The 26731-nt window shown below is 60.7% G+C and carries 25 protein-coding genes and 1 tRNA gene; 13 read left to right on the top strand and 13 right to left on the bottom strand.

Going from position 1 to position 26731, the window contains the following annotated elements; all coding sequences use genetic code 11:
• Positions 1-274: 274 nt before the first annotated feature.
• The 7 genes from phoB to phoR form a co-directional block, all read right to left on the bottom strand.
• Positions 275-958 carry a phosphate regulon transcriptional regulator PhoB gene (gene phoB, locus GFM02_RS33545; protein WP_003545181.1) on the bottom strand — a complete coding sequence of 228 codons (684 nt, stop codon included), beginning with the start codon at positions 956-958 and terminating at the stop codon, positions 275-277.
• 134 nt (positions 959-1092) lie between these two features.
• Positions 1093-1806, bottom strand: a complete 714-nt coding sequence (gene phoU, locus GFM02_RS33540) for a phosphate signaling complex protein PhoU (protein ID WP_003556199.1) — start codon at positions 1804-1806, stop codon at positions 1093-1095.
• 44 nt (positions 1807-1850) lie between these two features.
• Complete coding sequence (gene pstB / locus GFM02_RS33535; RefSeq protein WP_168324092.1) at positions 1851-2666, bottom strand: phosphate ABC transporter ATP-binding protein PstB; 816 nt, start codon at positions 2664-2666, stop codon at positions 1851-1853.
• 15 nt (positions 2667-2681) lie between these two features.
• Entirely contained in the window at positions 2682-4004 is a 1323-nt protein-coding gene (gene pstA / locus GFM02_RS33530; RefSeq protein WP_168324091.1) for a phosphate ABC transporter permease PstA, read from the bottom strand.
• Entirely contained in the window at positions 4001-5482 is a 1482-nt protein-coding gene (gene pstC / locus GFM02_RS33525) for a phosphate ABC transporter permease subunit PstC (RefSeq protein ID WP_168324090.1), read from the bottom strand. Before pstC ends, pstA begins: the two co-directional genes overlap by 4 nt.
• Positions 5483-5650: 168 nt before the next feature.
• On the bottom strand, positions 5651-6685 hold the full coding sequence (locus GFM02_RS33520) for a substrate-binding domain-containing protein (protein WP_027666260.1): 1035 nt from the start codon (positions 6683-6685) through the stop codon (positions 5651-5653).
• 193 nt (positions 6686-6878) lie between these two features.
• Complete coding sequence (gene phoR, locus GFM02_RS33515; RefSeq protein WP_168324089.1) at positions 6879-8102, bottom strand: phosphate regulon sensor histidine kinase PhoR; 1224 nt, start codon at positions 8100-8102, stop codon at positions 6879-6881.
• A 240-nt stretch (positions 8103-8342) separates the two neighbouring features.
• Between phoR and ppk2 the strand changes: the two genes are divergently transcribed.
• Positions 8343-9224, top strand: coding sequence for a polyphosphate kinase 2 (gene ppk2, locus GFM02_RS33510; RefSeq protein WP_168305750.1), 882 nt, complete (start codon positions 8343-8345; stop codon positions 9222-9224).
• 66 nt (positions 9225-9290) lie between these two features.
• On the opposite strand, the gene GFM02_RS33505 is transcribed toward ppk2, so the two are convergent.
• On the bottom strand, positions 9291-10490 hold the full coding sequence (locus GFM02_RS33505) for a regulator (RefSeq protein WP_168272456.1): 1200 nt from the start codon (positions 10488-10490) through the stop codon (positions 9291-9293).
• Between the two features lie 287 nt (positions 10491-10777).
• Here GFM02_RS33505 and GFM02_RS33500 point away from each other — a divergent pair, with 287 nt between their 5' ends.
• Positions 10778-11737, top strand: a complete 960-nt coding sequence (locus GFM02_RS33500; RefSeq protein ID WP_168324088.1) for an NAD(P)H-dependent flavin oxidoreductase — start codon at positions 10778-10780, stop codon at positions 11735-11737.
• A gap of 122 nt (positions 11738-11859) precedes the next feature.
• Positions 11860-11935 (top strand) — tRNA-Thr (locus GFM02_RS33495).
• 99 nt (positions 11936-12034) lie between these two features.
• Here the strand turns inward: GFM02_RS33495 and GFM02_RS33490 are convergent.
• Both GFM02_RS33490 and GFM02_RS33485 read right to left on the bottom strand, forming a co-directional pair.
• Positions 12035-12544, bottom strand: a complete 510-nt coding sequence (locus GFM02_RS33490) for a DUF4411 family protein (RefSeq protein ID WP_168324087.1) — start codon at positions 12542-12544, stop codon at positions 12035-12037.
• The gene (locus tag GFM02_RS33485) at positions 12544-13719 is read right to left on the bottom strand and encodes an XRE family transcriptional regulator (protein WP_168324086.1); all 1176 of its coding nucleotides are present in this window, start codon (positions 13717-13719) and stop codon (positions 12544-12546) included. Before GFM02_RS33485 ends, GFM02_RS33490 begins: the two co-directional genes overlap by 1 nt.
• 463 nt (positions 13720-14182) lie before the next feature.
• Between GFM02_RS33485 and GFM02_RS33480 the strand changes: the two genes are divergently transcribed.
• The 4 genes from GFM02_RS33480 (at position 14183) to GFM02_RS33465 (ending at position 17480) form a co-directional block, all read left to right on the top strand.
• Entirely contained in the window at positions 14183-14563 is a 381-nt protein-coding gene (locus GFM02_RS33480) for a hypothetical protein (RefSeq protein ID WP_168324085.1), read from the top strand.
• Between the two features lie 259 nt (positions 14564-14822).
• Complete coding sequence (locus GFM02_RS33475; protein ID WP_168324084.1) at positions 14823-16313, top strand: MDR family MFS transporter; 1491 nt, start codon at positions 14823-14825, stop codon at positions 16311-16313.
• Positions 16314-16387: 74 nt separating this feature from the next.
• Positions 16388-16954: a phosphotransferase-like protein gene (locus tag GFM02_RS33470; protein ID WP_168324095.1), complete on the top strand. Its 567-nt coding sequence runs from the start codon at positions 16388-16390 to the stop codon at positions 16952-16954.
• Positions 16955-17228: 274 nt separating this feature from the next.
• A complete protein-coding gene (locus GFM02_RS33465) occupies positions 17229-17480 on the top strand; it encodes a hypothetical protein (RefSeq protein WP_205930580.1) in 252 nt (83 codons plus the stop codon).
• Positions 17481-17601: 121 nt separating this feature from the next.
• Here GFM02_RS33465 and GFM02_RS33460 read toward each other — a convergent pair whose 3' ends face one another.
• Positions 17602-17979, bottom strand: a complete 378-nt coding sequence (locus tag GFM02_RS33460; protein WP_168324083.1) for a nuclear transport factor 2 family protein — start codon at positions 17977-17979, stop codon at positions 17602-17604.
• A 127-nt stretch (positions 17980-18106) separates the two neighbouring features.
• Between GFM02_RS33460 and GFM02_RS33455 the strand changes: the two genes are divergently transcribed.
• Both GFM02_RS33455 and GFM02_RS33450 read left to right on the top strand, forming a co-directional pair.
• Positions 18107-18565 carry a MarR family winged helix-turn-helix transcriptional regulator gene (locus GFM02_RS33455; RefSeq protein ID WP_168324082.1) on the top strand — a complete coding sequence of 153 codons (459 nt, stop codon included), beginning with the start codon at positions 18107-18109 and terminating at the stop codon, positions 18563-18565.
• Between the two features lie 14 nt (positions 18566-18579).
• A complete protein-coding gene (locus GFM02_RS33450) occupies positions 18580-18960 on the top strand; it encodes a GFA family protein (protein ID WP_131713910.1) in 381 nt (126 codons plus the stop codon).
• A 35-nt stretch (positions 18961-18995) separates the two neighbouring features.
• Here GFM02_RS33450 and GFM02_RS33445 read toward each other — a convergent pair whose 3' ends face one another.
• Together GFM02_RS33445 and GFM02_RS33440 are read right to left on the bottom strand one after the other, a co-directional pair.
• Complete coding sequence (locus GFM02_RS33445) at positions 18996-20996, bottom strand: ABC transporter ATP-binding protein/permease (protein WP_168324081.1); 2001 nt, start codon at positions 20994-20996, stop codon at positions 18996-18998.
• A gap of 243 nt (positions 20997-21239) precedes the next feature.
• Positions 21240-22139: a GntR family transcriptional regulator gene (locus GFM02_RS33440; protein ID WP_003545141.1), complete on the bottom strand. Its 900-nt coding sequence runs from the start codon at positions 22137-22139 to the stop codon at positions 21240-21242.
• A 226-nt stretch (positions 22140-22365) separates the two neighbouring features.
• On the opposite strand from GFM02_RS33440, the gene GFM02_RS33430 reads away from it, so the two are divergent.
• The 4 genes from GFM02_RS33430 (at position 22366) to GFM02_RS33415 (ending at position 26634) form a co-directional block, all read left to right on the top strand.
• Positions 22366-23868, top strand: coding sequence for a UxaA family hydrolase (locus GFM02_RS33430; protein ID WP_168324080.1), 1503 nt, complete (start codon positions 22366-22368; stop codon positions 23866-23868).
• A 92-nt stretch (positions 23869-23960) separates the two neighbouring features.
• A complete protein-coding gene (locus tag GFM02_RS33425; protein WP_168324079.1) occupies positions 23961-24980 on the top strand; it encodes an aldo/keto reductase in 1020 nt (339 codons plus the stop codon).
• 9 nt (positions 24981-24989) lie between these two features.
• Positions 24990-25436: an RbsD/FucU family protein gene (locus GFM02_RS33420; protein ID WP_003545135.1), complete on the top strand. Its 447-nt coding sequence runs from the start codon at positions 24990-24992 to the stop codon at positions 25434-25436.
• A 208-nt stretch (positions 25437-25644) separates the two neighbouring features.
• Positions 25645-26634, top strand: a complete 990-nt coding sequence (locus tag GFM02_RS33415) for an ABC transporter substrate-binding protein (RefSeq protein ID WP_003545133.1) — start codon at positions 25645-25647, stop codon at positions 26632-26634.
• Positions 26635-26731 lie beyond the last annotated feature (97 nt).

Raw genomic sequence — 26731 nt, 5'->3', positions numbered from 1 at the left:
CTGGTGCGCGCTAACCTCATGCACCGCAAAAGGATCGACCGCCTGCTAAAACCAAGCCACAGTCCCCCCGGAAATCTCGGCCAAATGAGCCTCCAATGGTGACAAAATTTAAACCGGACAGCAGTGGGTCAAGCCCGAGGATGACGGAGTGTGAGGGAACCTGCGCGGCAAATACAGCGACACGTGCCGGAATATGGGCCAACTCTGCAGGCACCTGCCCAATGAACCGGCCCGAACCGGGCGCAAAACCGCTGCATACTTTTGCCGGAAGCCCTCAGGCTTCCATCGAATAACCGGCGCCGCGGACGGTGCGGATGACGTCTTGCATGTTGGAGAAATTCAGCGCCTTGCGCAGACGACCGACATGGACGTCGACGGTGCGCTCGTCGACATAGATATCGTGGCCCCAGACGCCGTCCAGAAGCTGCGAGCGGGAGAAGACCCGGCCCGGCGACGACATCAGGAATTCCAGCAAACGGAATTCGGTGGGGCCGAGGCGAACTTCGCGGGTCTTGCGATGGACGCGATGGGTTTCGCGGTCGAGCTCGATATCGCCGCATTTCAGCACCGTCGACAGCACCTCGGGACGGGCGCGGCGCAGCATCGCCTTGACGCGGGCAACGAGTTCCGGGGTCGAGAAGGGCTTGACGACATAATCGTCGGCACCCGTCGATAATCCGCGGACACGCTCGCTCTCCTCACCGCGCGCCGTCAGCATGATGATCGGCAGGCGTTCGGTTTCCGGCCGCATGCGCAGGCGCCGGCAGAGCTCGATGCCGGAGACACCCGGCAGCATCCAATCGAGGATGAGAAGATCGGGCGTGCGCTCCTGAAGCCTCATTTCGGCTTCGTCGCCACGAAGGATGGTATCGACCTCGAAGCCTTCCGCTTCGAGATTGTAGCGAAGAAGCACGCTGAGGGCTTCCTCGTCTTCAACAACTGCAACTCTCGGGATCATGCGTGTCGGTCTCCTCGCGCATCATCCTTAAATCAGGGGTGATTTAAGCAATTCATCCTGCGCAAATTCAGAAATTCGCTGCGACCTCTTTGCGCGCCCCGGACGGGCGCGCACGCAACTAACTATGCGGGCGGTTATTCCGTGACCGCGCCGACGGTGTTGGCGCTGTCATCCTTCGGACGATCGCCTTCCGGCTGTGCGCCTGTCGTCATGTAAAAGATCGTCTCGGCGATATTGGTGGCATGGTCGCCGATGCGCTCGATGTTCTTGGCGCAGAAGAGAAGATGCGTGCAGCTGGTGATGTTGCGCGGATCCTCCATCATATAGGTCAGGAGTTCGCGAAACAGCGAGGTGTACATCGCGTCGATCTCGTTGTCGCGTTCACGGATCGCATTCGCCTTGTCGGCTGAACGATTGGTGTAGACATCGAGCACTTCCTTGAGCTGGACGAGCGCCAGCTCGGACAGATGCTCGAGGCCGCGGGCGAGCTTGCGGGGAACGCCGGTGCTTTGGACGGCGATGACGCGCTTGGCGGTGTTCTTGCCGAGGTCGCCGACGCGTTCGAGATCGGCGGCGATGCGGATCGAACCCATGATTTCACGCAGATCCGAGGCCATCGGCTGACGGCGGGCGATCGTCACGATCGCCTTGTCGCCGATTTCGCGTTCGGCGTGATCGAGGATCACATCGTCCGAGATGACCTTCTGCGCCAGCGCGGTATCGCCGTTGACGAGGGCGCGGACGGCTTCGCTGACCATCTGCTCGGCCAGGCCGCCCATTTCGGAAATCCGCCTGGACAGGAATTTGAGATCATCATCGTAGGCAGAAAAAATATGTGTCGATGCCATGGGGCTTTATCCTCGAATAACGGGAAGGCTTGGTGTCGCCAAAATCAACCGAAGCGACCCATGATGTAGTCCTGGGTGCGCGGATCGTCGGGATTGGTGAACATCTTGTCGGTGTCGTTCTCCTCGACGAGATTGCCGAGGTGGAACATGGCGGTGCGCTGCGAGACACGCGCGGCCTGCTGCATGGAGTGGGTGACGATGACGATCGTGTAGTTCTCGCGCAGCTCGTGGATCAGTTCCTCGACCTTGGCGGTGGCGATCGGGTCGAGCGCCGAGCAGGGCTCGTCCATCAGGATGACTTCAGGGCTGACGGCGACGGCACGCGCAATGCAGAGGCGCTGCTGCTGACCGCCCGACAGGCCGGTGCCGGATTCATGCACGCGATCCTTGACCTCGTTCCAGAGGCCGGCGCGCTGCAGGCTGGTCTCGACGATCTGGTCGAGATCGGCCTTCGACTTGGCAAGGCCATGGATGCGCGGACCGTAGGAGACGTTTTCATAGATCGTCTTCGGGAACGGGTTCGGCTTCTGGAAGACCATGCCGACGCGGGCGCGAAGTTCGACGACGTCGATATCGGGATCATAGACATCGTCGGTATCAAGCGTGATCTTGCCGGTGACGCGGCAGCCGTCGATCGTGTCGTTCATGCGGTTGAGGCACCGCAGGAAGGTCGACTTGCCGCAGCCGGACGGGCCGATCAGGGCGGTTACGGTGTTTTCGCGGACGTTCAGGTTCACATCGAAAAGCGCGCGCTTCTCGCCGTAGTAAACCGAGACATCCTTTCCGATCATCTTATAAGGGACGTTGTTCATCTTCTGATCCAGCGCCTTTTCAACTGCAGCTTCCGTCAGCATATTCATGATGTTTAACTCCGTTTACCAGCGGCGCTCGAAGCGACGACGCAAGAGGATGGCGCCCATGTTCATGACGATCAGGAACAGGAGCAGGACGATGATGGCACCCGAAGTACGCTCAACGAAGGCACGTTCGGCCTCGTTGGCCCACATATAGACCTGTACGGGCAGAGCCGTCGAGGGATCGAGCGGTGTCGTCGGCGCGTTGGCGACGAAGGCGACCATGCCGATCAGGAGCAGCGGCGCGGTTTCGCCGAGCGCGTGCGCCAGGCCGATGATCGTGCCGGTCAGGATGCCCGGCATGGCGAGCGGCAGCACATGGTGGAACACCATCTGCATCTTCGAAGCGCCAAGGCCGAGCGCTGCGGCGCGGATCGACGGCGGCACGGCGCGCAGTGCCGCACGCGTCGCGATGATGATCGTCGGCAGGGTCATCAGCGTCAGCACCAGGCCGCCGACCAGCGAGGCCGAGCGCGGCAGGCCGATGAAGTTGATGAAGACGGAAAGACCGAGCAGACCGTAGACGATCGAAGGGACCGCGGCGAGGTTGTTGATATTGACCTCGATCAGGTCCGTCAGCTTGTTCTTCGGCGCGAACTCCTCGAGATAGATTGAGGCGGCGACGCCGATCGGCAGAGCGAGCACGAGCACGATCAGCATCAGGTAGAGCGAGCCGATCAGGGCGACGCCGAGGCCTGCGGCCTCCGGACGGCTGGAATTGCCGTTGACGAAAAGGCCGGTGTTGAACTGCTTGTGGAGAGCGCCGCTCGCCTTCAGCTCGTTTATCCAGTCGATCTGCTTGTCGTTGACCTTGCGGTTCTTCTCATCGACCGAGAGGTCGATCTGGCCCTTGTTGGCGCTGTCGACATTGGCGTCGGCGAGAACCGTGACATTGACCGTCTTGCCGATGATCGACGGATCGGCCATCACCATATCGCGCAGCTGGATCGGCGCGCTCTTCGACAGCATGGCGGATGCATCGCGCACGTCGGGACGGCTCGAGGCATTGATGTTCAGCTGCTTGACGATCGCGTCACGCAGGAGAACCGGATAGTTGGCGGCGATCAGCGCCGAGGGATCGGTCGCACGCTTATTGTCGGGGTCGATCGTCTTCTCGACGAATTCGATCGGCAGGGTGATCGCCGTCTGCTGGAAGGCGGTGTAGCCTTTGCCGATCACCGTCCACAGCAGGATGAAGAGGAAGACGAGACCGAAGGTGATGGCGGCGATGCCATAGGCCTGGAACCGGCGCTCGGCGGCATAGCGGCGCTTGATGCCGATATCGCGGCGCGCTGGCGCCTTGGAAACGGTGGCGCCTGATGTGGGAGAAACAATATCCGTCATTCGTACTGCTCCCGGTATTTGCGCACGATGTAAAGCGCATAGATATTGAGGCAAAGCGTGATGCAGAACAGGGTGATGCCAAGGGCAAAGGCAACCAGCGTCTGCGGCGAGGTGAACTCTAGGTCGCCAGTCAGCTGATTGACGATCTTGACCGTCACCGTCGTCATCGGCTCGAAGGGATTGATCTGGATGCGGGCGGCCACACCGGCGGCCAGCACGACGATCATGGTTTCGCCAACGGCGCGCGAGGCAGTCATCAGCAATGCGCCGACGATGCCGGGAAGGGCTGCGGGCAAGACCACCTTCTTGATGGTTTCGGAGCGTGTGGCACCAAGACCGAGCGAACCGTCACGCAGTGACCGCGGCACGGCGGTGATGATATCGTCCGACAGCGAGGACACGTAGGGGATCAGCATGATGCCCATGACGATACCGGCCGTCAGGACGCTCTGCGCCTGAATGAAATTGCTGTAGTTGCCGGACAGAAGGCCGCTGACCTGAGCGGAGAAATCGCGCAGGAACGGACCGACGGTGACGAGCGCGAAGAAGCCGTAGACGATCGTCGGAATGCCGGCGAGCACTTCGAGGAGCGGCTTGGCGATCGAGCGCACCTTCATCGAGGCGTATTCGGCCATGTAGATGGCGGCAAAGAGGCCGACCGGCACGGCGACCAGCATGGCGACCAGGCCGATATAGATCGTGCCGAGCAGCAGCGGGATCAGGCCGAACTGACCGAAGGACGAGCTGCCGGCGCCGGCAAAGCGCGGATCCCAGACGGTGCCGAAGAAGAAGTCCATGGCGGGAACGGCCGTAAAGAAGCGAGCGGCTTCCGACAGCATGGAGAGCACGATGCCGATCGTCGTCAGAATGGCGATCGAGGAGGCAAGCAGCAGGCCCCAGAGCATGACGCGCTCGACCCGGTTGCGGGCGCGGAAGCGCGGAGCGATGGAGCGCAGCGCATAGAAGGCGCCGGCAACGGCCAGGATGAAGACGACCGCCGTCATGGCAATGCGGCTCGTCATGCTCAATGCGTTGAGCGTCCTGGCGGCGTCGATCATGTAGGGCAGCGGCTGGCTGGCAAGCGGCACACCCTTTTCGAGGAGCTTGGCCTGCAGCGCAGCCGGATCGTTGCCGACCGCCGCAGTTTCATCCGAGGTCAGCATCGTCAGGCCGCGGGCGACCGTCGCCACCGTCGAATAGCCAAGATCCTGCTCGACCGAGACTTGCGCCTTGATGTCGTCAGGGAAAGCACCGCGAACCGAGGACTGGATGATGCCGGGGCTGATGGAGAGCCAGAGGCCAAGGACGATGAGGGCGGGAAGAACCGCCCAGATCGCCGCATAGGCGCCGTAATAGGCCGGCCGTGAATGCAATGCGGAGGATCTGCCTCCGGCAAGCGCCGTGGCACGGTTGCGCGCGACCAGATAGGCGGCGACTCCGATCACCACAAGGCACAAAAGTATGATGGATGTGCTCATTCGTTACGTCCCCAGGCCCATAGCCCCAAAAAGCCTGACAGCTTGATCAGCCTGCCTTCAGCTTCCAATCATGGAGAAGGAATTCCAACCCTGCAGCTTCGGAACCGCCGGCGCGCAGGGCATAAGCAATGCCGGCGCGGGCCAAAAGGCACCGCGCCGGCAAAGTCATTACATGGACTTGCCTGCTTCGACGTCCTTGCGGATCGCTTCGCGCTCAGCATCGGGAGCGGCAACCAGGCCGTATTCGACGAGCGGGCCGTCAGGGCCGATCATCTGGTCGGATACGAAGAAGTTGACGTATTCCTTCAGGCCCGGAACGGCGCCGAGATGTGCCTTCTTGACGTAGAAGAACAGCGGGCGGGAAACCGGGTAGGTGCCGTTGGAGATCGTTTCGGTGGACGGAACGATACCGCTCATGGTCGCAACCTTGAGCTTGTCGGCGTTGTTTTCATAGAAGGAAAGGCCGAATACGCCGACACCGGTCTTGTTGGCGGCGATGCGTGCGAGGGTTTCCGGATAGTCGCCGTCGATGTCAACGGCAACGCCGTCCTTGCGGACTGCGACGCAGGCCTTGCCCTGGGCAGCCTTCTCGGCGATTTCCTTGGCGATGACGTCGGTTGCGCCGGAGGCCTTGCAGCCGGCGGCGAGAACGTTCTGTTCGAAGACTTCGCGCGTGCCGTGCTTTTCGCCCGGAATGTAGGCAGCGATATCAACAGCCGGAAGCTTCGGGTTGACTTCCGACCACTTCTTGTAGGGGTTGGCGACGAGCTTGCCGTCAACGACGACCTGGGCTGCGAGGGCCTTGTAGATATCGGCAGGAACGTAAGCGAGATCAGGGTTGGAAGCGTCGGTTGCGAAGACGATGCCGTCGTAGCCGATCTTGACTTCCTGGATGTCGGTTACGCCGGCTGCCTTGCAGGCTTCGGCTTCGTTCTTGTTGATCGGACGCGAGGCGTTCGCAATGTCGATCGTGTCTTCGCCAACGCCCTTGCAGAATTCCTTCAGACCAGCGCCCGTGCCGCCGGATTCAACGACCGGCGTCTTGAAGTTGGTGAAGGTTTCGCCGAAGGACTCGGCAACGATCTTTGCGTAAGGCAGGACGGTGGACGAACCAGCGACCTGAATCTGGTCGCGGGCGACGGCAGCGCCAGCGAAAGCAGCAGTTGCAGCGAGCGCGGCAACGGTGAGCTTGAAGGTGTTCATGTAAATCTCCCGCATTGGGCTTGTGTGAGTGCGGCCTTAGAGAGGCCCTCGCATTGCCTTTTTTCATCGGCGGGACTCTCTTAGCTCTTGAAGCCTCGTCCTTTTATGTCAAATCGATGAAACATTTGTGACAATATAAGTCTTTGATTTGAAACGGAAAAATTATGCAACGTAAAAGTGTTACGACATATCATTAGAAACGGACGGTAAAATCGGTGCCCTTGCCGACTTCCGACTTGACGATCAGCCGCGCCCGGTGGCGGGTGAGGATGTGTTTGACGATGGCAAGGCCGAGGCCGGTGCCCTTTTTTGAGCGGCTGTCCTCGATGCTGACCCGATAGAAGCGCTCCGTCAGGCGCGGCACATGCTCGGCCGGGATGCCTGGGCCCCTGTCGACGATGCTGACCTCGACCGGCTGGCCGGTGCCGTTCTTCAGCCAGACATCGACGATCTCGCCCTCCTGGCCGTATTTGCAGGCATTTTCCATCAGGTTCTCGAAGACCTGGACAAGTTCGTCGCGGTCGCCCAGCACCTCGACCTTGCCGTCGGGCAGATGCAGGTTGATGTCGACGCCGACATCCCTGGCCAGCGGTACAAGCGCATCTCTGACATGGCCGAGCAGCGGCACCAGATCGATCTTCTCATCCGGCGCGATGTGCGATTTCAGCTCCAGGCGCGAGAGCGACAGCAGGTCGTCGACCAGCCGGCTCATGCGCGTCGTCTGGTCGAGCATGATGTTGAGAAAACGCGCCTGCGCCTTCAGATCGTTCTTTGCCGGCCCCTGGATGGTCTCGATGAAGCCGCGCAGCGAGGCAAGCGGCGTGCGCAGCTCATGGCTGGCATTGGCGACGAAATCCGACCGCATGCGGTCGATGCGGCGGACCTCCGAAATATCGCGGAAGGACAGGATGAAATAGCGCTCGTGCGGCCCGTCTCCGGCCGCGAATTCTATGGGCGCGCTGCGCACGATATAGACGCGCTCGGACGGCAGCCGCTCGGAATGCTCGATCTGGTTCGGTGCGTTGGTGGCGATGGTTTCGCGCACCATGTCGAGCACGCCGGGCGAGCGCATACGGGCCGATATATGGGCGCCGAGCGCCACCTCGCCGAAGGCCTTTTCGGCAGCGCGGTTCTGGAAGAGCACCGAGGCATCGTCCGAGAGCACCATGACGGGGATATCGAGGCCGGCAAGCGTGGCCGAAACTTCAGGCAGGCGGCTTGGCGGCGCCTCCGGCTCGATCTCCACCGGCAGGGCGGGGTCTGCCTTGATGATCGGCGCCTCGTTGAAAAGCGCGGTGAAGATCATGACCAGCAGCAGGACAAGCACCACCCACTTATTCATGCCGGCGGCAAGCGCGGCGAGGGCGCTGAGGATCGCCGCAAGCAGCACTGGCCGCTCGCGCCTTATGCGCGCCAACAGGCTTTTTCTCCACGGAGTTTCGTCTTGCAAGTGCCCTCGCGGCGTCGATTCGTTTTTCTCTATATTGAACTCTGCCTGATAGCGGCAATTCATGACAGAAGTTTTCGGGCTACCGCACCGCAAGCGAAAGGCCACAGCCGAAACCCACGAAAATGATCGGCCGCCCGTGAAAGATTTGATTTTCAACGGTAACTATGTTCGCCTGCGGAAGAGAACAATCAGGCTGAGGAGGACCATATGGGCGAGACCGTCGAAAGCAGGGCCGTGGAGCTGGAGATCCACGGAAAGAAGCGCATCTTCGACGTCGACGATCCGGTCCTGCCGGTATGGGTGGACGAATATGCGCTGGCATCCGGCGATTTTCCCTACAAGAAGAAGCTCAAGGAAGAGGACTATCTGGCGCAGCTGGAAAAGCTGCAGATCGAACTCGTGAAGGTGCAGTTCTGGCTGCAGGCGACCGGCAAGCGGGTGATGGCGCTGTTCGAAGGGCGCGACGCTGCCGGCAAGGGCGGCGCGATCTCGGCCTCCTCGGCGCATATGAACCCACGCCTTGCGCGCGTCGTGGCGCTGACCAAGCCGACCGAGCGCGAGCAGGGGCAATGGTATTTCCAGCGTTATGTCGCGCAGTTTCCGACATCAGGCGAATTCGTGCTGTTCGACCGCTCCTGGTACAACCGCGCCGGCGTCGAGCCGGTCATGGGCTTCTGCACGCCGCAGCAATATGAGGATTTCCTCAAGCAGGCGCCGCAGCTCGAAAAGATCATCGCCCATGAGGGCATCTTCTTCTTCAAATTCTATCTCGATATCGGCCGCGAGATGCAACTGAAACGCTTCCACGACCGCCGGCACGATCCGCTGAAAGTCTGGAAACTGTCGTCGATGGACATCGCGGCGCTGACGAAATGGGGCGATTACAGCGACAAGCGCAACCGGATGCTGAAGGAAACCCATACGGATTTCGCGCCCTGGACGGTGATCCATGGCAATGACAAGCGGCGCGCGCGCCTCGAACTCATCCGCCATATGCTGAACAAGATGGATTATGACGGCAAGGACAGACAAGCGCTCGGCACGGTCGACGCGGAGATCATCGGCTCAGGGCCCGGCTTTTTGAAATAGGGCTTCGGAAACAGGCTGGCTTCCTCAAATCGAAGCCGGGGGTCACCGGCTCCGCCGGGACCGGCCTTACTGCCCCGGCAGGATACGGATGGCGAAGAGGTTGATGCCGCGCGCCTTGCCGTCGAGATCGCTGTTGATCGTCAGCGTGCCCGGCGAATTCGGCGCGAGCGAGCGGTCGAACTTCACCTGCAGCAGCGCATCCGACTTTTCCCGGGTGACGGTGAAGCGATGGCGAGCGCAATTGCCGAGCGTCTGGAAATTGCATTCGACGGTGATCTGCGTCGGCTCGTCGGTGGTGGATTGCAGCGTCAGCGCGATCGTCGAGGATTTGCCGGCCAGCTGCTGCAGCACCGACGGCGGCACGCTGATCGATATATTGCCATCGGCCGCACCGCTTTCGGAAATCAACCGGATGGCCGGACCGTCATTCTCGGCGATTTTTTCGATGCGCGCCCGCGGGCCGCTGGTGATTTTGTCGGCGTCCTCAGGCTTGAACAGCGGGATCCAATCGGCCGAGAAACTGTTCTGCGGATCGATCGTCACCGGCTGATCGGTGTGAGAGTCCGCATTTGCGGCGCTGTCGTCATTGCCGGTAAAATCCTCGGGCTGGGTGCTTGCCGGCGGATTGGCAACGCTGGTGTCGCGCTCGGCCGCCGTCATCAGCAGGCCCGACGTATGCGCCCACCAGGCGCCGATGCCGATGAAGGCCAGCAGCACGCACCAGACGAGCAGCCGCGAAAAGAATTTGCGCGGCTTGCGGCGGCCTGCCGCCCGCTCCGGGCGGAAATCCATATTGGTGGCGCGCTGACCGCGGGCAAGGCGTTCCTCGCCGACGGGAGCGGCAGCCAGATGATCGGCATTGCCGGCATGCACGTCGTGGAGGCTGGACTCGTCGCCGCGGCTGAAGGCCACCCCGGGGGTGCGGGTTTCGCCCACAGGCACGGGATTGTCGATAAGGCTGTCGATATCGGCCACATCACCGCGCGGAACCGGCGGCGCAGGCATTTCCACGACCGGCGGCACGGGCACTTCCGGCGGTCTCTGGCGGGGGTGAAGACGGTCGCGCTCCTCGCCTTCGATGGCGTGGATGGTGCTTTCGAGGCGATGGCGGTGATGGGCGACGACCTCGGTGTCGGTGATATCCTGCTTGCGCAGACCGGCTTCCAGCGCCTGGCGGGCCGACTGATAGATCCTCGCTCGAACCTCCGGATTGTCGCGATCGGAATTTTCGAGCGCTGTTCTGATGGCCGTTTCTAATCCGCTCACATCCAGTCCTTCACCTTGAACTCGGCATCGGACTGCAATCCCCTGCCGTTCTCCATCAAAATTCGGTAACGGCAAGTGCGGCAAACCGCAAGTCTTGCGAGGGCCGGCCGCGGTCGATCGGCGGGGATATCGGCAGCTTTCACCGCTTGCGGGCCTTATTACATGAGCTTTCTCGGACGTATATATTCGGGCCGAAATCGACGAAGGCATGGCAGCCGGTCTTTTATCGCCTTTTCTTCTCTGTTATGAGATTGACGTTTTCGTAAACGTCAATGGAGGTGATGACCATGGCCCTGCCCCCGATCCTGAGGGATAGATTGAGACTGCCGGTCATCGGCTCGCCGCTCTTCATCATCTCGCATCCGACGCTGACGCTGGCGCAATGCAAGGCGGGCATCGTCGGCGCCTTTCCGGCGCTGAACGCCCGGCCGGAAAGTCAGCTCGACGAATGGCTGGCCGAGATTACCGAGGAGCTTGCCCGCCACGACGCCGCCCATCCGGAGCGGCCGGCCGCGCCCTTCGCCGTCAACCAGATCGTCCACATGTCGAACAAGCGGCTGGAGCATGACCTCTCGCTCTGCGTCAAATACAAGGTGCCGATCGTCATCTCCTCGCTCGGCGCCGTGCCCGAGGTCAATGCCGCCGTGCATTCCTATGGCGGCATCGTGCTGCACGACATTATTAACAACCGCCACGCCCATTCGGCGATCCGCAAGGGCGCCGACGGGCTGATCGCGGTCGCTGCCGGCGCCGGCGGCCATGCCGGAACGCTGTCGCCTTTTGCGCTCGTCCAGGAAATCCGCGAATGGTTCGACGGGCCGCTGCTGCTGGCCGGCGCCATCGCCACCGGCGGCGCCATCCTCGCCGCAGAAGCGATGGGCGCCGACATGGCCTATATCGGCTCGCCCTTCATCGCAACGCAAGAAGCCCGCGCCGCGGACGCCTACAAGCAGGCGATCGTCGAAGGTGCCGCCAGCGATATCGTCTATTCCAACTATTTCACCGGCGTGCACGGCAACTACCTCAAGCCCTCGATCGTGGCTGCCGGCATGGACCCGGACAATCTGCCCGCAGCCGATGTCTCGAAGATGGATTTCGAGCAGGCCGTCGGCGGCGCCAAGGCCTGGAAGGACATATGGGGCAGCGGCCAGGGCATCAGCGCCGTCAAGGCCGTCGAGCCGGTGGCAAATCTCGTCGATAGGCTGGAGGCCGAATACCAGGCGGCGCGTGCCCGGCTGACGCTCTGAGGCGCGCCTTCTTGGCCCCTCCCCTCTTTTTTGCCAAAGCCATGACAGGGTGCTTGAAATCTTCAGACAATGGCTGTATCAGCGCCATGCAAATCGCAGGCCGCATGCTTCGGCCGTGAGGGGCCGCTTTAGCTCAGGTGGTAGAGCACATCATTCGTAATGATGGGGTCGCAGGTTCGAGTCCTGCAAGCGGCACCATTTTTCTGATCCACTAGATATAGGTTCTTCTGTTACGGTCGCGCCATGGGATCACGGCACCGCTATGACCTTTATCAACCGAACAGGCCGGCAAAGGTTTTAGAAGCTTAGCTTCTCACGCCGAAGAAAATCACTGAAGGTCAGATGCTCAACGCCTTCGGCTAGGCAAATATTCGGGATCTTTCGCTTGGATGTCTGGCCAGTTTCTTTGACCGGGTTCTCCATGCTCACAACGGGAAGACCAAGCGTCTTGGCGAGCGCAATGATCGTCATGTCGTTCAGGCAGATCGTTTTCGCTGAACCGCCCGTATATTCAGAAATGCAGGTCCTATGGTCCGTCAGCATCCGCTTGGAATGCAAAATGTAGCCTTGCCAATCCCAATCAGGTTGTCCCAACTCCAAAACCATGGTGCTTTTGCACTGATTGATCAGACCCCCGATATCTCCGGTCACATGGCACATTTCATCGAAGATCTCTTGAGTCACGGCTATGTAATTGTCGAGGACGAACGCCGAAAAGTGAGCCCAAAGCGACTTATGGATGTCCTCTGGCATTGTTTCCAGAGGATTTGAAATGCCAGAAGTGTCAAAGCAGTATCGCTTCACCATCAACCGAAGTGATCCCGGATATCGTTCAGGTGCTGCAGGTTTTTTATTCCCATATACTGAGCAGCATTGTGGTTTGTAATGCGGCCGTTCGACCAGGCTTCCATCACTAGGCCGGTGTATAGGTCGCCAAGAGCGTTTCGAAAACGTGTGCCGTAATATTCCGATCGGCCAAAGCTTTTGTACTCAGCTTCCTGCTGCTCAAATTGCGGCTTCTTCACGCTCCAGTAGTATGCCGGCAGAACATAGCCGAGGTGAACGAGGCGGATAAGCATCGCATGTGGGCTAACCCGAAATACGGCAGCAAGCTCGTTAACCTTCACGTCGGGCATATAAGGCGCTGGCTGCGGCGGTATGACACCTGCACGACCAACAACTGCGGCACGGGGCATCAGGAACGCAGCGGCAAACTTGTCGCACCACGCCTCAATAACCGTAGTCGAGGCCGTGAGCGGAGAGATGATACCACTTTGATGAAGCGCGAGGTGTCCAAGCTCGTGCGCAAGTGTAAAGGCTTGAGCACTAGGCGCCTCATTGCCAAAAACGATGACTGGTATCGGGAATTCGGCAATGCACATGCCGCGGGCGCCAACTTCGCGCAGGGACGTGTTCTTAAGCGTAAGAACCCCAAGCCGCTCGATCCGGTTGCGCAGAATGGTTGGGAACCGGTTTAGCTCAGACGATTTGAGTGCCAGCTGCGATTCAATCGTGAAATCCATCGCCTCGCGTGATTGCCGCGCTGCGTCCTCCGGATTTGTGGCAGGGGTGCAAAATAGAGTCCCTGGAAAAGAAGGGATCGCATCGCCAGCTTCCTCGAAAAGATCCAGCGCATTTTCTCGTTGTGCCTGCGCCCAGTACTGAATGTCTTTGAGAGCAACAACCTCTCGCTGAATCGTTTCGCGGCGGTGCGAGCGAAAATCGGGCACCATGGTAGATTCTTTAATGGTCGGCGGCTCGTCGAGAAAAAACTCCATGAACGATCGCTCATAAAGGTCGGCGAGCGCTCGCGCTTGATTGACGGTCGGGACCTCTGAGGCATTTTCCCAAGCCTGCACTCGCGCAGCGGTCTGGTGAAGCTTTTCAGCCACGTGCTCTACATCAAGGCCGCGGCGTTCCCGCGCCCATCTGAGAATGGTCGGATTGTAAACTGGACGTTCGCGTTTTGCAGCAACTGGCATAGCTAAAGGATAACGAAAAAGGTTAGAATTTGGTGCAACAGCATAAGTTTATTTTCGTGATGAAAAGCGATCTGACCATTCCGCTCAGGAAGCTGCAACTTTAACCCCCTATTGCTTCGATCCGAAACAACGGTAGCAGCACTCAAAAACTAAACACGTTCCTTTTTCCGGCCTCTGCAACGCGCGGTGTCGATAGGTCAAGAGAACCGTAAGTTACAAAAGTAGCGATGCACATCGCGGAAAACAATGTTTGCGCAGCAGCGCTGGCACCCTCGTCGAATAAATGCACGCTCCTGCTCTGTTCCAGTGTTTGATGAGTTGGCGATCAATTGAAAATGCTCTTCGAAACGGACTTGCCTTCCATTTGTTCCCATCAAACGACCGTGAAAACCGCAACCCCGACAGGAACAATGCCACCCCCGTGCCGGTTTCCTCCCGTGAGACAACAAGCATGGAGAAAATCATGTCCTGCAAGTTCATGGCGATATCGCTGCTTTCTATCGGCTTGGCCGGCCCGGCGCTGGCGCAGACCGCCGGGGGTGCGGATTCCAATGGGCGGCTTTCGGTGGCGCCGATCATTGGCGGGTCAGGGAGTTCGGGCGCCGGTTCTGCCGCGGCCGGGTCAGCTGGCACTGGTTCTGTCGGCGGCGGTGCGGCGGGAACCGGTTCTGTTGGAACTGATTCCGGCACCACCGGCAGCACGACGGGCAATGGCGGTGTCAATCTCAACAGCGGTCGCAGTACGATCAATCCCGGCGGAGTCAATCCCAACCTGCAGCAGACGCCGGGTTGCACCAGCGGAAGCGCGGATACCGGCTCACTGGGCGAGGCATGCCCGCAGTGAAGATGAGGCGATTGCTCGCCTTTCCTTCTGACAAAACGAGGGCCCGGAGCGGAATGGCGCCGGGCCTTCGCTTTTGGCCGCCACTTCGCCGACATCACGCGAAAACAATGGCTGGCTTCAGAAACCGGTCGCGGCCTGCTTTACCGTTCAGCCCTGAGGTCGTAAAAGGACGGCATCACTCCGCAAGCGGCGCATCGCCCCACACCCAGCCAGCCTGCCGATATTTCCGGCATCTGCGGAGCACCCGAAGAGGATCGTCATGTCGAATGCAGCGCAACGCTCGAACCGCGTGCTTATCGTCGCCACCATCATGCTCGCGACCTTCATGGTGGCGATCGAGGCGACGATCGTGGCGACCGCGATGCCGCGCATCGTCGGGGAGCTCGGCGGCTTTTCCTATTACAGCTGGGTGTTTTCGGCCTTCCTCTTGGCGCAGTCGACGACCACAGTCATCTACGGCAAGCTTTCCGACATTTTCGGGCGCAAGCCGGTGCTGATCGGCGGGATCCTGATCTTCCTTGTCGGCTCGCTGCTCTGCGGGCTTGCCTGGTCGATGATGTCGCTGGTGCTGTTCCGGCTGCTGCAGGGGCTGGGCGCCGGCGCCATACAGCCGGTGACGATGACGATCATCGGCGATCTCTTCAAGCTAGAGGAGCGCGGCCGCGTGCAGGGCGCGATGGCGACCGTCTGGGCGACCTCGGCCGTCGTCGGGCCGCTTGCCGGCGGCATCATCGTCGACAATATCTCCTGGGCCTGGATCTTCTGGATCAACCTGCCGATCGGCGTCATCTCGATCATCGCCTTCATAGTCTTCCTCAAGGAGGACGTGGCGCACAAGCAGGCAAAGATCGATTACCTCGGATCGGTGCTGTTTTCGATCTCGATCGTCGCACTTCTCGTCATGCTGACGGAAACCGATGCGAGCGCCTGGATCCTGCTTTCGCTTTTCGCCGTCTTCGTGGTCTCGGGCCTGCTCTTTCTCGCCCAGGAGAAGCGGGCGCCGGAGCCGATCATCTCGATCCCGCTGTGGAGCCGAAGGCTGATTGCGACCAGCAATACGGCGACGCTGCTGGCCGGCATGGCGCTGATCGGGCTTTCGACAATCCTGCCGCTCTATGTGCAGGGCGTGCTTGGCCGCTCGCCTCTTGTCGCGGGGTTCACGCTCACGATGCTCGTCGTCGGCTGGCCCTTGGCGGTGATGCTCTCCAGCCGCTTCTACAAGGCCTTCGGCATCCGCCGCACCTTGCGCGTCGGCAGCCTGATGTTTCCGTTCGGCGCCTGTTTCCTGTTGTTCCTGACCCCGGAAAGTTCGCCGGTCATCGCCGGCGCCGGTTCCTTCTTCATGGGCTTCGGCATGGGTCTCATCAGCCTCACCAGCATCGTGCTGGTGCAGGACAGCGTCGAATGGTCGATGCGCGGCAGCGCCACGGCCTCGATCATCTTTTCCCGCAGCCTCGGCAATACGCTCGGCGCCACCGTGCTCGGCGCCATCCTCAATGCCGGCATCAACCACTATGCGAGCGGCGAGGCGGCGGCAGGTCTGCACGAGGCGCTGAACCAGCCGACCGGGCTTTCGGCGCTCGCCGCCGATCCGGCGATCCGCTCAATCTTCAATGCGGCCCTGCACTGGAGCTTCTGGGGCGTGGTCGTCGTCGCGGTGCTGACCTTCTTCACCACCTGGCTGATCCCGGTCGGGCCTAGCCAGAAGCGCGAGGGGGCGACTGTGGCCAGCGAGGCGGCCTCGCATTAAGCGGTTCAGCTTGTGGAAGCGCAGAAATGCTGCGCTTTCACACCAGTGGGTTGTGTTGGGAGAGTTGTCGAACGATGAGCGTTTTCGTCTTGCTCTTGGGGTTTCCAGGCGTCGGGAAGCTGACGATCGCGAGAGAACTCGGTTCGCTTATATCCGCAAAGATCGTCGATAATCACTGGTTCAACAACCCGATCTTGCGCCTCCTCGACGAGGATCAGACCGCGCCGCTGCCGAAGGGCATATGGGAGCACACCGGCAGGGTCCGGCAGGCCGTCCTGGATGCAATCACCGCCTATAGCGGCCCGTCGGCGAATTTCATCTTCACCCATGCCGGTGTCGAAGGCGATGAGCGGAGCACGCGGACGTACCAACAATTCTTTGACGCTGCCGGACAGCGCGCCGCGGTCTTCGTTCCGGTGAGATTGCTTTGTACCGAAGAAGAATTGGCGCGTCGCGTTTCGTCCCCCGCACGGCGCGACCATTTGAAAACGACCGATGTCGAGACGTCGAGGAGCCGAAGCCAACAGGCGCTGGTTCTTGATATCCCGCACCAACACGCACTGACGTTGGATGTGACTTTCATGTCGCCAGCGGAAAGTGCAGTGGCAATACGGGATCATGTTGCGAGACGCAGCGCCTGAGGAGTGCCGCCCTTCGTGCCGATAGCGGAAGATCGGCCTCGGGCGGGAATGCGCCGCTGATGTCGGGATTCAATGGAATAAGCGCCATCGGGCCAATCGCCAGGCATGACCAAACCTGTTCGGACGGAGTGATTGAATTGACCAAGACTATTGGAGCTTTTATACAATAGCTTTTGCGAAACTCCGGATTAGCCCAAAATAATCCTTTTAAATCAATGGGCTTATCCCGGATGGTGCCAAATCAAGAATGCGGAACAAGCGGATTGCTGAAGCGATGCAGCCCGGCTGTATGCATCGGCCATGGAGAAACAACATTATAAAGATCATGGTCTTGCTGCACAGCGCCGATGGCATGGCTTGGCAGTCTCCCCCTAAAGGCACCAGCCTGAAGACATTGAGCGAAGCCGAAGAGCAAGGCTTCATCTTGATCCGCGGGGAATTTCAGAAACGGCAATTCCGTCTGACGGAACTGGGCTCCGACTATGTCGAGCGCGACAAGCGGCGTCTGGAAGCGCGCAGGCTCTGAACCGATAGCGTCGGCTAAGCGAGAATCGAACGCACGAGCCAGGCGGCCCGACGGCCGAAAGGCAGGCCTGACAATGGCGCGTCGCAACGGGAGCGGTCATCCCCGCATAGGGAGTACCAGTTTACAGCGCATCCCGGATATCGAAGCGGGCGATCTTGTCGCCTTCCATCCGGAAGATATGCGTCACCGTCTTGTCCTTCAGGCCATGGCTTTGCCCCTCCAGCGGCCGGCCATCGAGGTCAAAGACCGACTGGATCACCTCGACAGCGACGGCGCCATCTTCGGTTTCGTCAAATGCGACCGGCTCGACGTGCGGATTGATGACGGCCCATTGGCGTGTCCAATAGTCGCGCACGGCCTCACGGCCATGAACGTGGCCGCCATCCATGCCGTTGGCCCAGGCGACATCATCGGAAAGAACGGCAAGGACAGCGTCGATGTCTCTGGCGTTGAAGCTGGCATAGATGCGCTTGATCATTTCGACGTCGTTTTGAGACATGTCGTTTCCTCTATGGAGATTGAAACATTCGCTGGCGGCATCGAAACGGCCTTGCCTCATGCTGCACATCAATATACATATGTACATATATATCTCGCGGTCAAGCGCAGGCAAGAGGTGATCGGAATTGGACGAAGATGTGCTTTCTACGCCGGGGCATCTCATCAGTCTTGCGGCGCGGGGCTTTGCCCGCCTCAGCGAGTCACGCCTCAAACCGCTCGGCTTCGGTGTCGGCCAGTTGCCTGTCCTGGTCGCGCTGCAAAATGGCAAGGCCAGCACGCAACGCGACCTCGCCCGCTTTGCCAGGGTCGAGCAGCCGCCGATGGCGCAGATGCTCGCTCGCATGGAGAGGGATGGCCTAATCGAGCGGACACCCGACCCGGCTGACGGTCGCAGCAGCCGCATCGTGCTGACGAAAACCGCACAGCACAGCATGCCGGAGGCGATTGCGGCTTTGTTCGAAGGGAATAAAGAGGCATTGACCGGCTTCACGGATGCGGAAGCGGAGCAACTTGTCGATCTGCTCAAGCGGCTGATCGAAAATCTGGATCAGATTGCGAGCACGGAATCCTCGGCGCAGCTTTAGAGAGAGGAACGCTTATGCATAAAGGATCCTGTCTGTGTGGTGCAGTAACTTTTGAGATCGAAGGCGATCTGCGAGCGCCGGATGCGTGCCATTGCTCCAAATGTCGAAAACACTCCGGCCACTTCTTCGCTTCAACCGACGTGCCAAAGCGTCAGATCACCATTCAGGGAGGAGAAAGTGTTACCTGGTATCAATCCTCAGAAAAGGTGAGGCGTGGATTTTGCGGGGTGTGTGGATCATCGCTGTTTTGGGATCCACCCCATCACGACTGGATTGCTGTCGCGATGGGTGCATTTGATGGCCCGACCGAAACCAAACTGAGAATGCATATCTTTGTCGCTGACAAAGGCGACTATTACGACATCACCGACAACCTGCCCCAGAATGAGCAATAGGCAACTGTTGCTCACCCGCGAGCGGCCTTCAATTTCTATTCGGGGACTGTGCCGCCTTCATTCGAGGTCGCACTGCCTTTTGGCGGGGAGCGGCGCTTCTCCAAAACGCGTGACAGCAAGTTCCCTTTTCTCTTGCGCGGGATGAGATCGATATCGCTGACAAGCTTTGCGCCGCCCCGGCGGCGCTCCAGCGTGATCTTGCGGCTATGGAAGACTTCCAGCTCAGCGCGATGCGCGACGCTGATGATGGTGACATCAGGCAATTCATCGATCACCATCTGCATCATCTTGTCCTGGCTCTTCTCGTCCAGTGCCGACGTTGCTTCATCCAGCACGATGATATCGGGTTGATGCAGCAGGAGACGCGCAAAGGCCAGCCGCTGCTTTTCGCCGCCCGACAAGGTCTGGTCCCAGGGCGCCTCTTCCTCGATCCTGTCGTTCAGATAATCCAGTCCCACCTTGTCGAGCGCCGACTTGATCTCGTCCAGCGGCCAGCTATCTGCGGCGCCGGGATAGGCGACGGCCCGGCGAAGTGTGCCGGACGGGATATAAGGTCGTTGCGGCAACATGAACAATTGTCTGTCGGCGTGGAAATCGACGCTGCCGCCACCCCACGGCCAAAGGCCGGAGATGGCCCGCACCAGCGTGCTCTTGCCGGACCCGGATTCACCTGACACAAGCACCCGCTCGCCGGGTTCGATCTCGACCCGGGTTTCCTTGACCACGGCGGTGCCATCGTCAAGCGACACGGCGAGATCGTTGAGGCTGAGCATCGCCTCGCCTTCGGTTTCGCCATGCTTGATGCGTCCGAGCGAGTCGCTCTGTTCGGCACGTTCAAGCCCGTCGAGCGACATCATCAACGAGGCGACGCGCCGCGCGCAGGCGTTCCAGTCGGCAAGACGCGGATAGTTGTCGACCAGCCAGCCGAAGGCGGTCTGGACGATGGCGAAGGCTGAGGCTGCCTGCATGACCTCGCCCAGCGTCATGCTGCCTTCGAGAAATTTGGGCGCGCAAAGCAGGAGCGGCACGACAGGGGCAATCAGCATCGAGCCATGCGACACAAACGTCGTGCGCATGTGCTGGCGGGCAAGCAGCGCCCATTGCTTCAACACATTGCCGAAGGTCTTGTCGAGGTCGTTGCGCTCCTCCTCCTCGCCGCCGAGAAGCGCGATGCTCTCGCCGTTTTCCCGCACATGCGTCAGCGTGTAGCGAAATTCGGCCTCGACCTGGTTCTTGACCTCGGAGACCTGCACGAAATGGCGGCCGATCACGGCGATCACGCTCGAGGTGATCACCGCGTAGAGGACCGCGGTCACGACGAGAAAGCCGGGAATGGTGACGGTCCACCCGCCGATCGGCAGCGTCAGGGCTCCGCCGATCGTCCACAGCACCACGATGAAGGTCGAGGCCGACAGGAACGCCGCGATGACACCGGCGATGAAATCGACAGGGGCTTCGGTGGCGATCCTCAAATCCTCCGAGATGCGCGCCTCGGGGTTCTTGTGGTCGCCGCCGATAAGGTTCAGCTGGTAGTATCGGCCGTTTGCCAGCCAGCGCGCGATGACTGCGGTCGTCAGCCAGGAACGCCAGCGCCGCTGGATCATCATGCGAACGGCGACCTGTGTGGTGACAAGGGCGACGGTTCCGAGCACGAGCGGCACGAACACGCCGCTGAGGTAATAGACGGTGCCGGCATCGTGCCGCTCTATGGCGTCAAAAATCGCGCGATTCCAGCGATTGATCCCATACTGGAAGCCGACATTCATGCAGATCATGGCAAGCAGCCCGATCGACAACGGCCAGGCGAACTTGTCACCACTACTGCCCCAGAAACGGCGCGCGCTGATCCAGAAGCGCTTGAGCAAATACCGCTTGCGCGCGTGCTCGGCCTCCTCAGGCGTCAACTCCGGATCGGGTTCAATGATATCTGGCGGCGGCCCGACCTCGACAGTCGATGCCTTCTCCTGGCGCGTCTTTTCGGCACCGTGCGGTTCGGTGCCGTCGACCGATGTCGGATTGAGTTTAGCGTCGGCCATAAGCGCGATAACGGCTTACACATCGAAATGTTTCATGCTGGCTGCCATCCGCCGTATCGAAAAACATCTGCCCCCCAACTAACCCTCTCCCCGCTCGCGGGGCGAGGGACGGGCCCTGAGAGCCGTGGGGAACCGAGAGGTCGCGGCATATCCCCTTCACCCCGTTTACGGGGTCCGAAGGACGGTGCCGGCAGCTGGATGAGGGGCTGTCATCGGCGATCTCTGGGCCGAGATGTCCTACGCTCAGGCGGTTTCGGTGGCGACCTGCGGCAGGGATTGCAGCAGGGTCTGGCGGGCGGAGTGCAGATGCGCGCGGCAGGCGGTTTCGATTGCCGCCTGGTCACCGGATTCCAGCGCTGCGATGTAATCCAGATGTTCGTGGATGGCGCGCTCGTTGCGCTGGCGGGCGGCGGTCTTGTTCCACTGGTAGTGATAGTGAAAGACGATGGCGATGGCGTCGTAGAAATCGGCGATGAAGCGGTTTTTCGAGGCGCGGTGGATCAACAAGTGGAAGCGCTCGTCGAGGACGGAGAAATCCTTGAAGCGCTGGTTGATGTCGGCAAGCATGGCGTGATGTTCGTCGCGCATAGCGGCAAGATCGGCCCAGCTCTGATTATCCCTGGAAAGCCGGCCGAATTCGGCGGCGGAATGCAGCTCGAACATTTCGCGCACATCGGCAAGTTCGAGGGCGAATTCGCGGGTGAAGCCTTTGAGCGTCCAGTGGCTGTTCGGGCGCTTCTCGATGAGGCCGAAGCGGGAGAAGCGGATCAGGAATTCGCGCACGCTGGTCGTTCCGGTGCCGATCTCGCGGGCAAGCTCCAGCTCGTTGATCTGCATGCCGGGTGCTGCATCATCGGCAAGGATGCGCTGCATGAAGCTGCGCTCGATGATATCATGCAGGGAGTCGGTTTCTTCGGAGGGAAAGAGGTCGTGGTCGGTCGGCTGGCGCAGCACGATCTTCTGGCGCTTGTTCCAGCGGATGATGCCTTCTTCGCTGAGCCGCGTCAGGATGGCGCGCGCCGTCGAGCGGCTGACGCCGAGCTGGGCGGCGATCTCCGGCTCCGAGGGCAGCGCGGTATCCGTGCGCAGGGCTGCGGCATACCTGTTATAGGCTTCCTTGAAGACCGTATTCTGCCTTGCCACCAGACCCCGCTTTCCGCCCTCGTATCCACCGCCCGCTCTCCAGCAGGGCAGAAAAATCGGGGCTTGTTCAAACGACCTTTAGCTTATTTCCGGTCGCCTGCGGCTCATTGCCTCCCTCGTCCACAGGATCAATATTCCCGTTGACTTGAAAATGTTTATTGTAGATAAAAAACAAAATCAATGCGCTTTCGCCGATGCAGCGAGCCTTTCCCAGGGAGATAGAGACTTGGACAAACTGCCTTGGATCATCCTTTCGGCCGGTGACAATGTCGCGGTCGCAACGGCGGCAATCGCGCCGGGTTCGACGGTTGCCGGCATTCAGACCCGTGAGAAGATCGACCCTGGCCACAAGGTGGCGATAGCGGATATTCCGTTCGGGTCACCCGTGGTGAAATACGGACAGGCGATCGGCCGCACGACGGCCGAGGTCAAGGCCGGCGACCATGTGCACAGCCACAACCTGCATTTCGAAAACGACCGGCTGGCGGCGACCGCCAATTCGGCGCCGGAAACGGCGACAGCCGACGACGTGGGGCGCACCTTCATGGGCTATCGCCGCGCCGACGGGCGGGCCGCGACCCGCAACTATATCGGCATCATCGCCAGCGTGAACTGTTCCACCACGGTCTGCCGGGCAATCGCCGACGAGGCGAACCGGACGATCCTGCCGCATTACGAGGGCATCGACGGTTTCGTACCGATCGTGCACGACCAGGGCTGCGGCATGAGTTCGACCGGCGACGGCATGAATGTGCTGCACCGGACGCTCGCCGGCTATACAAGACATGTGAATTTCGGCGGCGTGCTGATGATCGGCCTCGGCTGCGAGGTCAACCAGCTGACGCTTTACGGCCAGAGTGGTGCGGGCGCCTCGAAGCGGCATTTCAACATCCAGGATGCCGGCGGCTCGCGCCGCGCGGTGGAACGCGCCATGGGCATGCTGCGCGAGATCGCCGCCGATGTCGGCAAGGAAAAGCGCGTGCCGATGTCGATCGGCGAGATCATCATCGGCCTGCAATGCGGCGGCTCGGACGGCTTTTCCGGCATCACCGCCAATCCGGCTCTGGGTGTCGCGGCCGATCTGCTGGCAGCAGCCGGCGGCACGGCGATCCTGTCGGAGACCTCGGAAATCTATGGCGCCGAACATCTGCTGCGCAGCCGCGCCGTCAGCGACGAGGTGGCAAAGAAGCTCGACGACAAGATTGCCTGGTGGGAAGAGTACGTCGCCCTGCACGGCGCCTCGCTCGACAACAACCCCTCGCCCGGCAACAAGCGCGGCGGGCTCACCACCATTCTCGAAAAGTCGCTCGGCGCGGTTGCCAAGGGCGGGCGTTCGCCGCTGACGGCGGTCTATGGTTATGCCGAGCGGGTCACGGCCCCCGGCCTCGTCTTCATGGACACGCCCGGCTACGACCCGGTCTCGGCGACCGGCCAGGTGGCCGGCGGGGCAAACATGATCGCCTTTACCACAGGCCGCGGCAGCTGCTTCGGCTGTCGGCCGGCGCCGTCGCTGAAGCTTTCCAGCAATTCGGCGCTCTATGCCTCGATGGAAGAGGATATGGACATCGACTGCGGCACGATCGCCACCGGCGACGCGACGATCAGCGGCAAGGGCCGCGAGATCTTCGACCTCATCGTCGATACGGCCTCGGGCAAGAAGACCAAGAGCGAGCTCTTCGGCTACGGCGACAATGAATTCGTGCCCTGGCATCTCGGTGCGACGCTCTGACCTTTTTGTTTTACGCAATCCCGGACGGAAACCCGCTTCACACTTTTCCTGGGATTGCTCCAGATAGTTCAGCTTCTTCGTGAGGAGGAATGATGAAGACGAGACGGATCGGCAAGACCAAGCTGGAGGTGACCGAAATCAGTTTCGGTGCAGCCGCTCTCGGCGGTCTCTACCGCGCCTGCCCGCGCGAGCAGGCAATGGACACGCTGCAGGCGGCCTGGGACAGCGGCATTCGCTATTTCGACGTGGCGCCCTGGTACGGGCTCGGCCTTGCCGAGCGGCGGGTCGGCGATTTCCTGCGCGACCAGCCGGATGGCAGTTACGTGCTGTCCACCAAGGTCGGCCGGCTGCTTCGGCCGGTGCCGACCGGCACCGTGCCTGATTACAGCTATGTCGATCCGCTCTCCTTCGATGCCGATTACGACTATTCCTATGACGGCATCATGCGCTCGGTCGAATTCAGCTATGCCCGCCTCGGCCTCAACCGCATCGATATTCTCTATGTGCACGATCTCGGCGTCTACACCCATGGCGCGGCGAAGAATGCGGTCCACCAGAAGCAGTTTCTCCATTCCGGCGTGAAGGCGCTGGAGGAACTGAAGTCGTCTGGCGCCATCTCCGCCTTCGGCCTCGGCGTCAACGAGGTGCCGGTCTGCCTCGACGTCATGCGCCATTCCGATCTCGACTGCATCCTGATGGCCGGCCGCTACACGCTGCTCGACCGCTCGGCCGTCGCCGAACTGCTGCCGCTCTGCCGAGAGAAGGGCACCTCGCTCGTCGTCGGCGGCGTCTTCAACTCCGGCATTCTCGCCACCGGCCCGGTGCCGGGTTCGCATTTCGACTATATGCCGGCTGATGACGACGTGCTTGCCAAGGTCGGCGCGATGGAGGCGATCGCCAAACGCCACGGCGTACCGCTCGCTGCTCCCGCCCTGCAATTTCCGCTGCGTGAGGCGATCGTCGCCTCGGTGCTGATCGGCACGGCCAAGCCTTCGAGCCTCACGCGCAACATGGAGATCGTCGAGCCGCGGCTTGCCGACGAGATCTATGCCGAATTCGAACCCTATACGCTGGTCGCGCCGCCGCTCGGCGCCGAAGCCGTGCGAGTCTGAGGAGAGATTATGCTCAAGGGTATCCATCCGCTGCTCGGCCCCGACCTGCTCCATGCGCTGAAGACCATGGGACATGGCGACGACATCGTCATATCTGACGCCAATTTTCCCTCGGGCTCGATGGGGCCGCCTGTCATTCGCGCCGACGGCGTCAGCGCCACTGACATGGCCGAGGCTATCCTGACCCACATGCCGCTCGACACCTTCGTGCCGGAAGCGGTGTGGCGGATGGAAGTGGTCGGCGATCCCGATGCGATGCCGGAGGTCTGCGCCGAGTTCCAGCAGATCGTGACGCGCCGCGCCGGCGATTTCCGCGTGGTGCCGGTGGAGCGTTTTGCTTTCTACGCGATGGCGCGCAAGGCGACCTATATCGTCGCGACGACGGAATTCCGTCTGTACGGCAACTTGATTTTGAAAAAGGGCGTCGTCCATCCGCACGAAGTCGACATGGCCTGATCCCTATTTTAGGGTATCGTGGTATTGGAATAAAATCAGTTGCTTGGCAGGAGTTTACCAAAGCAAAAAAGCCGGTTTGGCGCTCTTGCAATTTGATTGCGCCTCGGCTAGCTTCACCTGGCAAATGTTTTTTATCGATAAAAATCGTCCGCCTGCGTTCAGCGGCCGATTTATTCGGAGGAGAACGCACCCTGAGAGGAGAACCCTTATGAGTTTCGTGAAATCCCTTCTGTCCCGCCGCGCCTTTACCGCGCTTGCAGGCGCCGCCGTTATCGCCACGGCGATGCCGGCACCGTCGTTTGCCGCCGACGTGACGATCCCGATCATCGTCAAGGACACGACGTCCTTCTACTGGCAGATCGTTCTGGCCGGCGCCCGCAAGGCCGGCCAGGATCTCGGCGTCAACGTACCGGAACTCGGCGCACAGGCCGAATCCGACGTCAACGGCCAGATCAGCATTCTGGAGAACGCCGTTGCCGGCAAGCCGGCGGCTGTCGTCATTTCGCCGACCGAATTCAAGGCGCTCGGCAAGCCGATCGATGAAGCGGCCAAGTCGGTTCCGATCATCGGCATCGACTCGGGCGCCGACTCCAAGGCGTTCAAGTCGTTCCTGACGACCGACAACGTTCAGGGCGGCCGCATCGCCGCCGATGGTCTGGCTGCCGCCATCAAGGGAATGTCGGGTAAGGAAGAGGGCGAAATCGTCATCCTCACCAACCTTCCGGGCGTCGGCTCGCTGGAACAGCGCCGCGAAGGCTTCCTGGATCAGGTGAAGACCAAATATCCGGGTCTTAAAGTCATCGCCGACAAGTACGGCGACGGCCAGGCAACGACCGGCCTCAACATGATGACCGACCTGATCACGGCAAACCCGAACCTCGTCGGCGTCTTCGCCTCGAACCTGATCCTGGCGCAGGGCGTTGGCCAGGCGATCGCCGAAAACAAGCTCGGCGACAAGATCAAGGTCATCGGCTTCGACAGCGACGACAAGACGGTCGGCTTCCTCAAGGACGGTGCGATCGCCGGCCTCGTCGTTCAGGACCCCTACCGCATGGGTTATGACGGCGTGAAGACCGCGCTTGCCGTCTCCAAGGGCGAGAAGGTCGAGGAGAATGTCGACACCGGCGCAAACCTCGTCACCAAGGCGAATATGGCCGATCCCAAGATCGACGCGCTGCTGAACCCGAAGATCAAGTAACAACGACAGACAGGCCGCGCCGGCTTCAAAAACCGGCGCGGCCTTTTCTATCCATGGTATGGTCACCAGGGGTGGAGAGCAGAGGCGATAGAAGGAG

The sequence above is a fragment of the Rhizobium leguminosarum bv. viciae genome (assembly GCF_012276115.1).
GTDB lineage: Bacteria > Pseudomonadota > Alphaproteobacteria > Rhizobiales > Rhizobiaceae > Rhizobium > Rhizobium leguminosarum_T.
The sequence above is the reverse complement of the archived record's forward strand: the minus strand, read 5'-3'. Positions and strand labels throughout refer to the sequence as shown.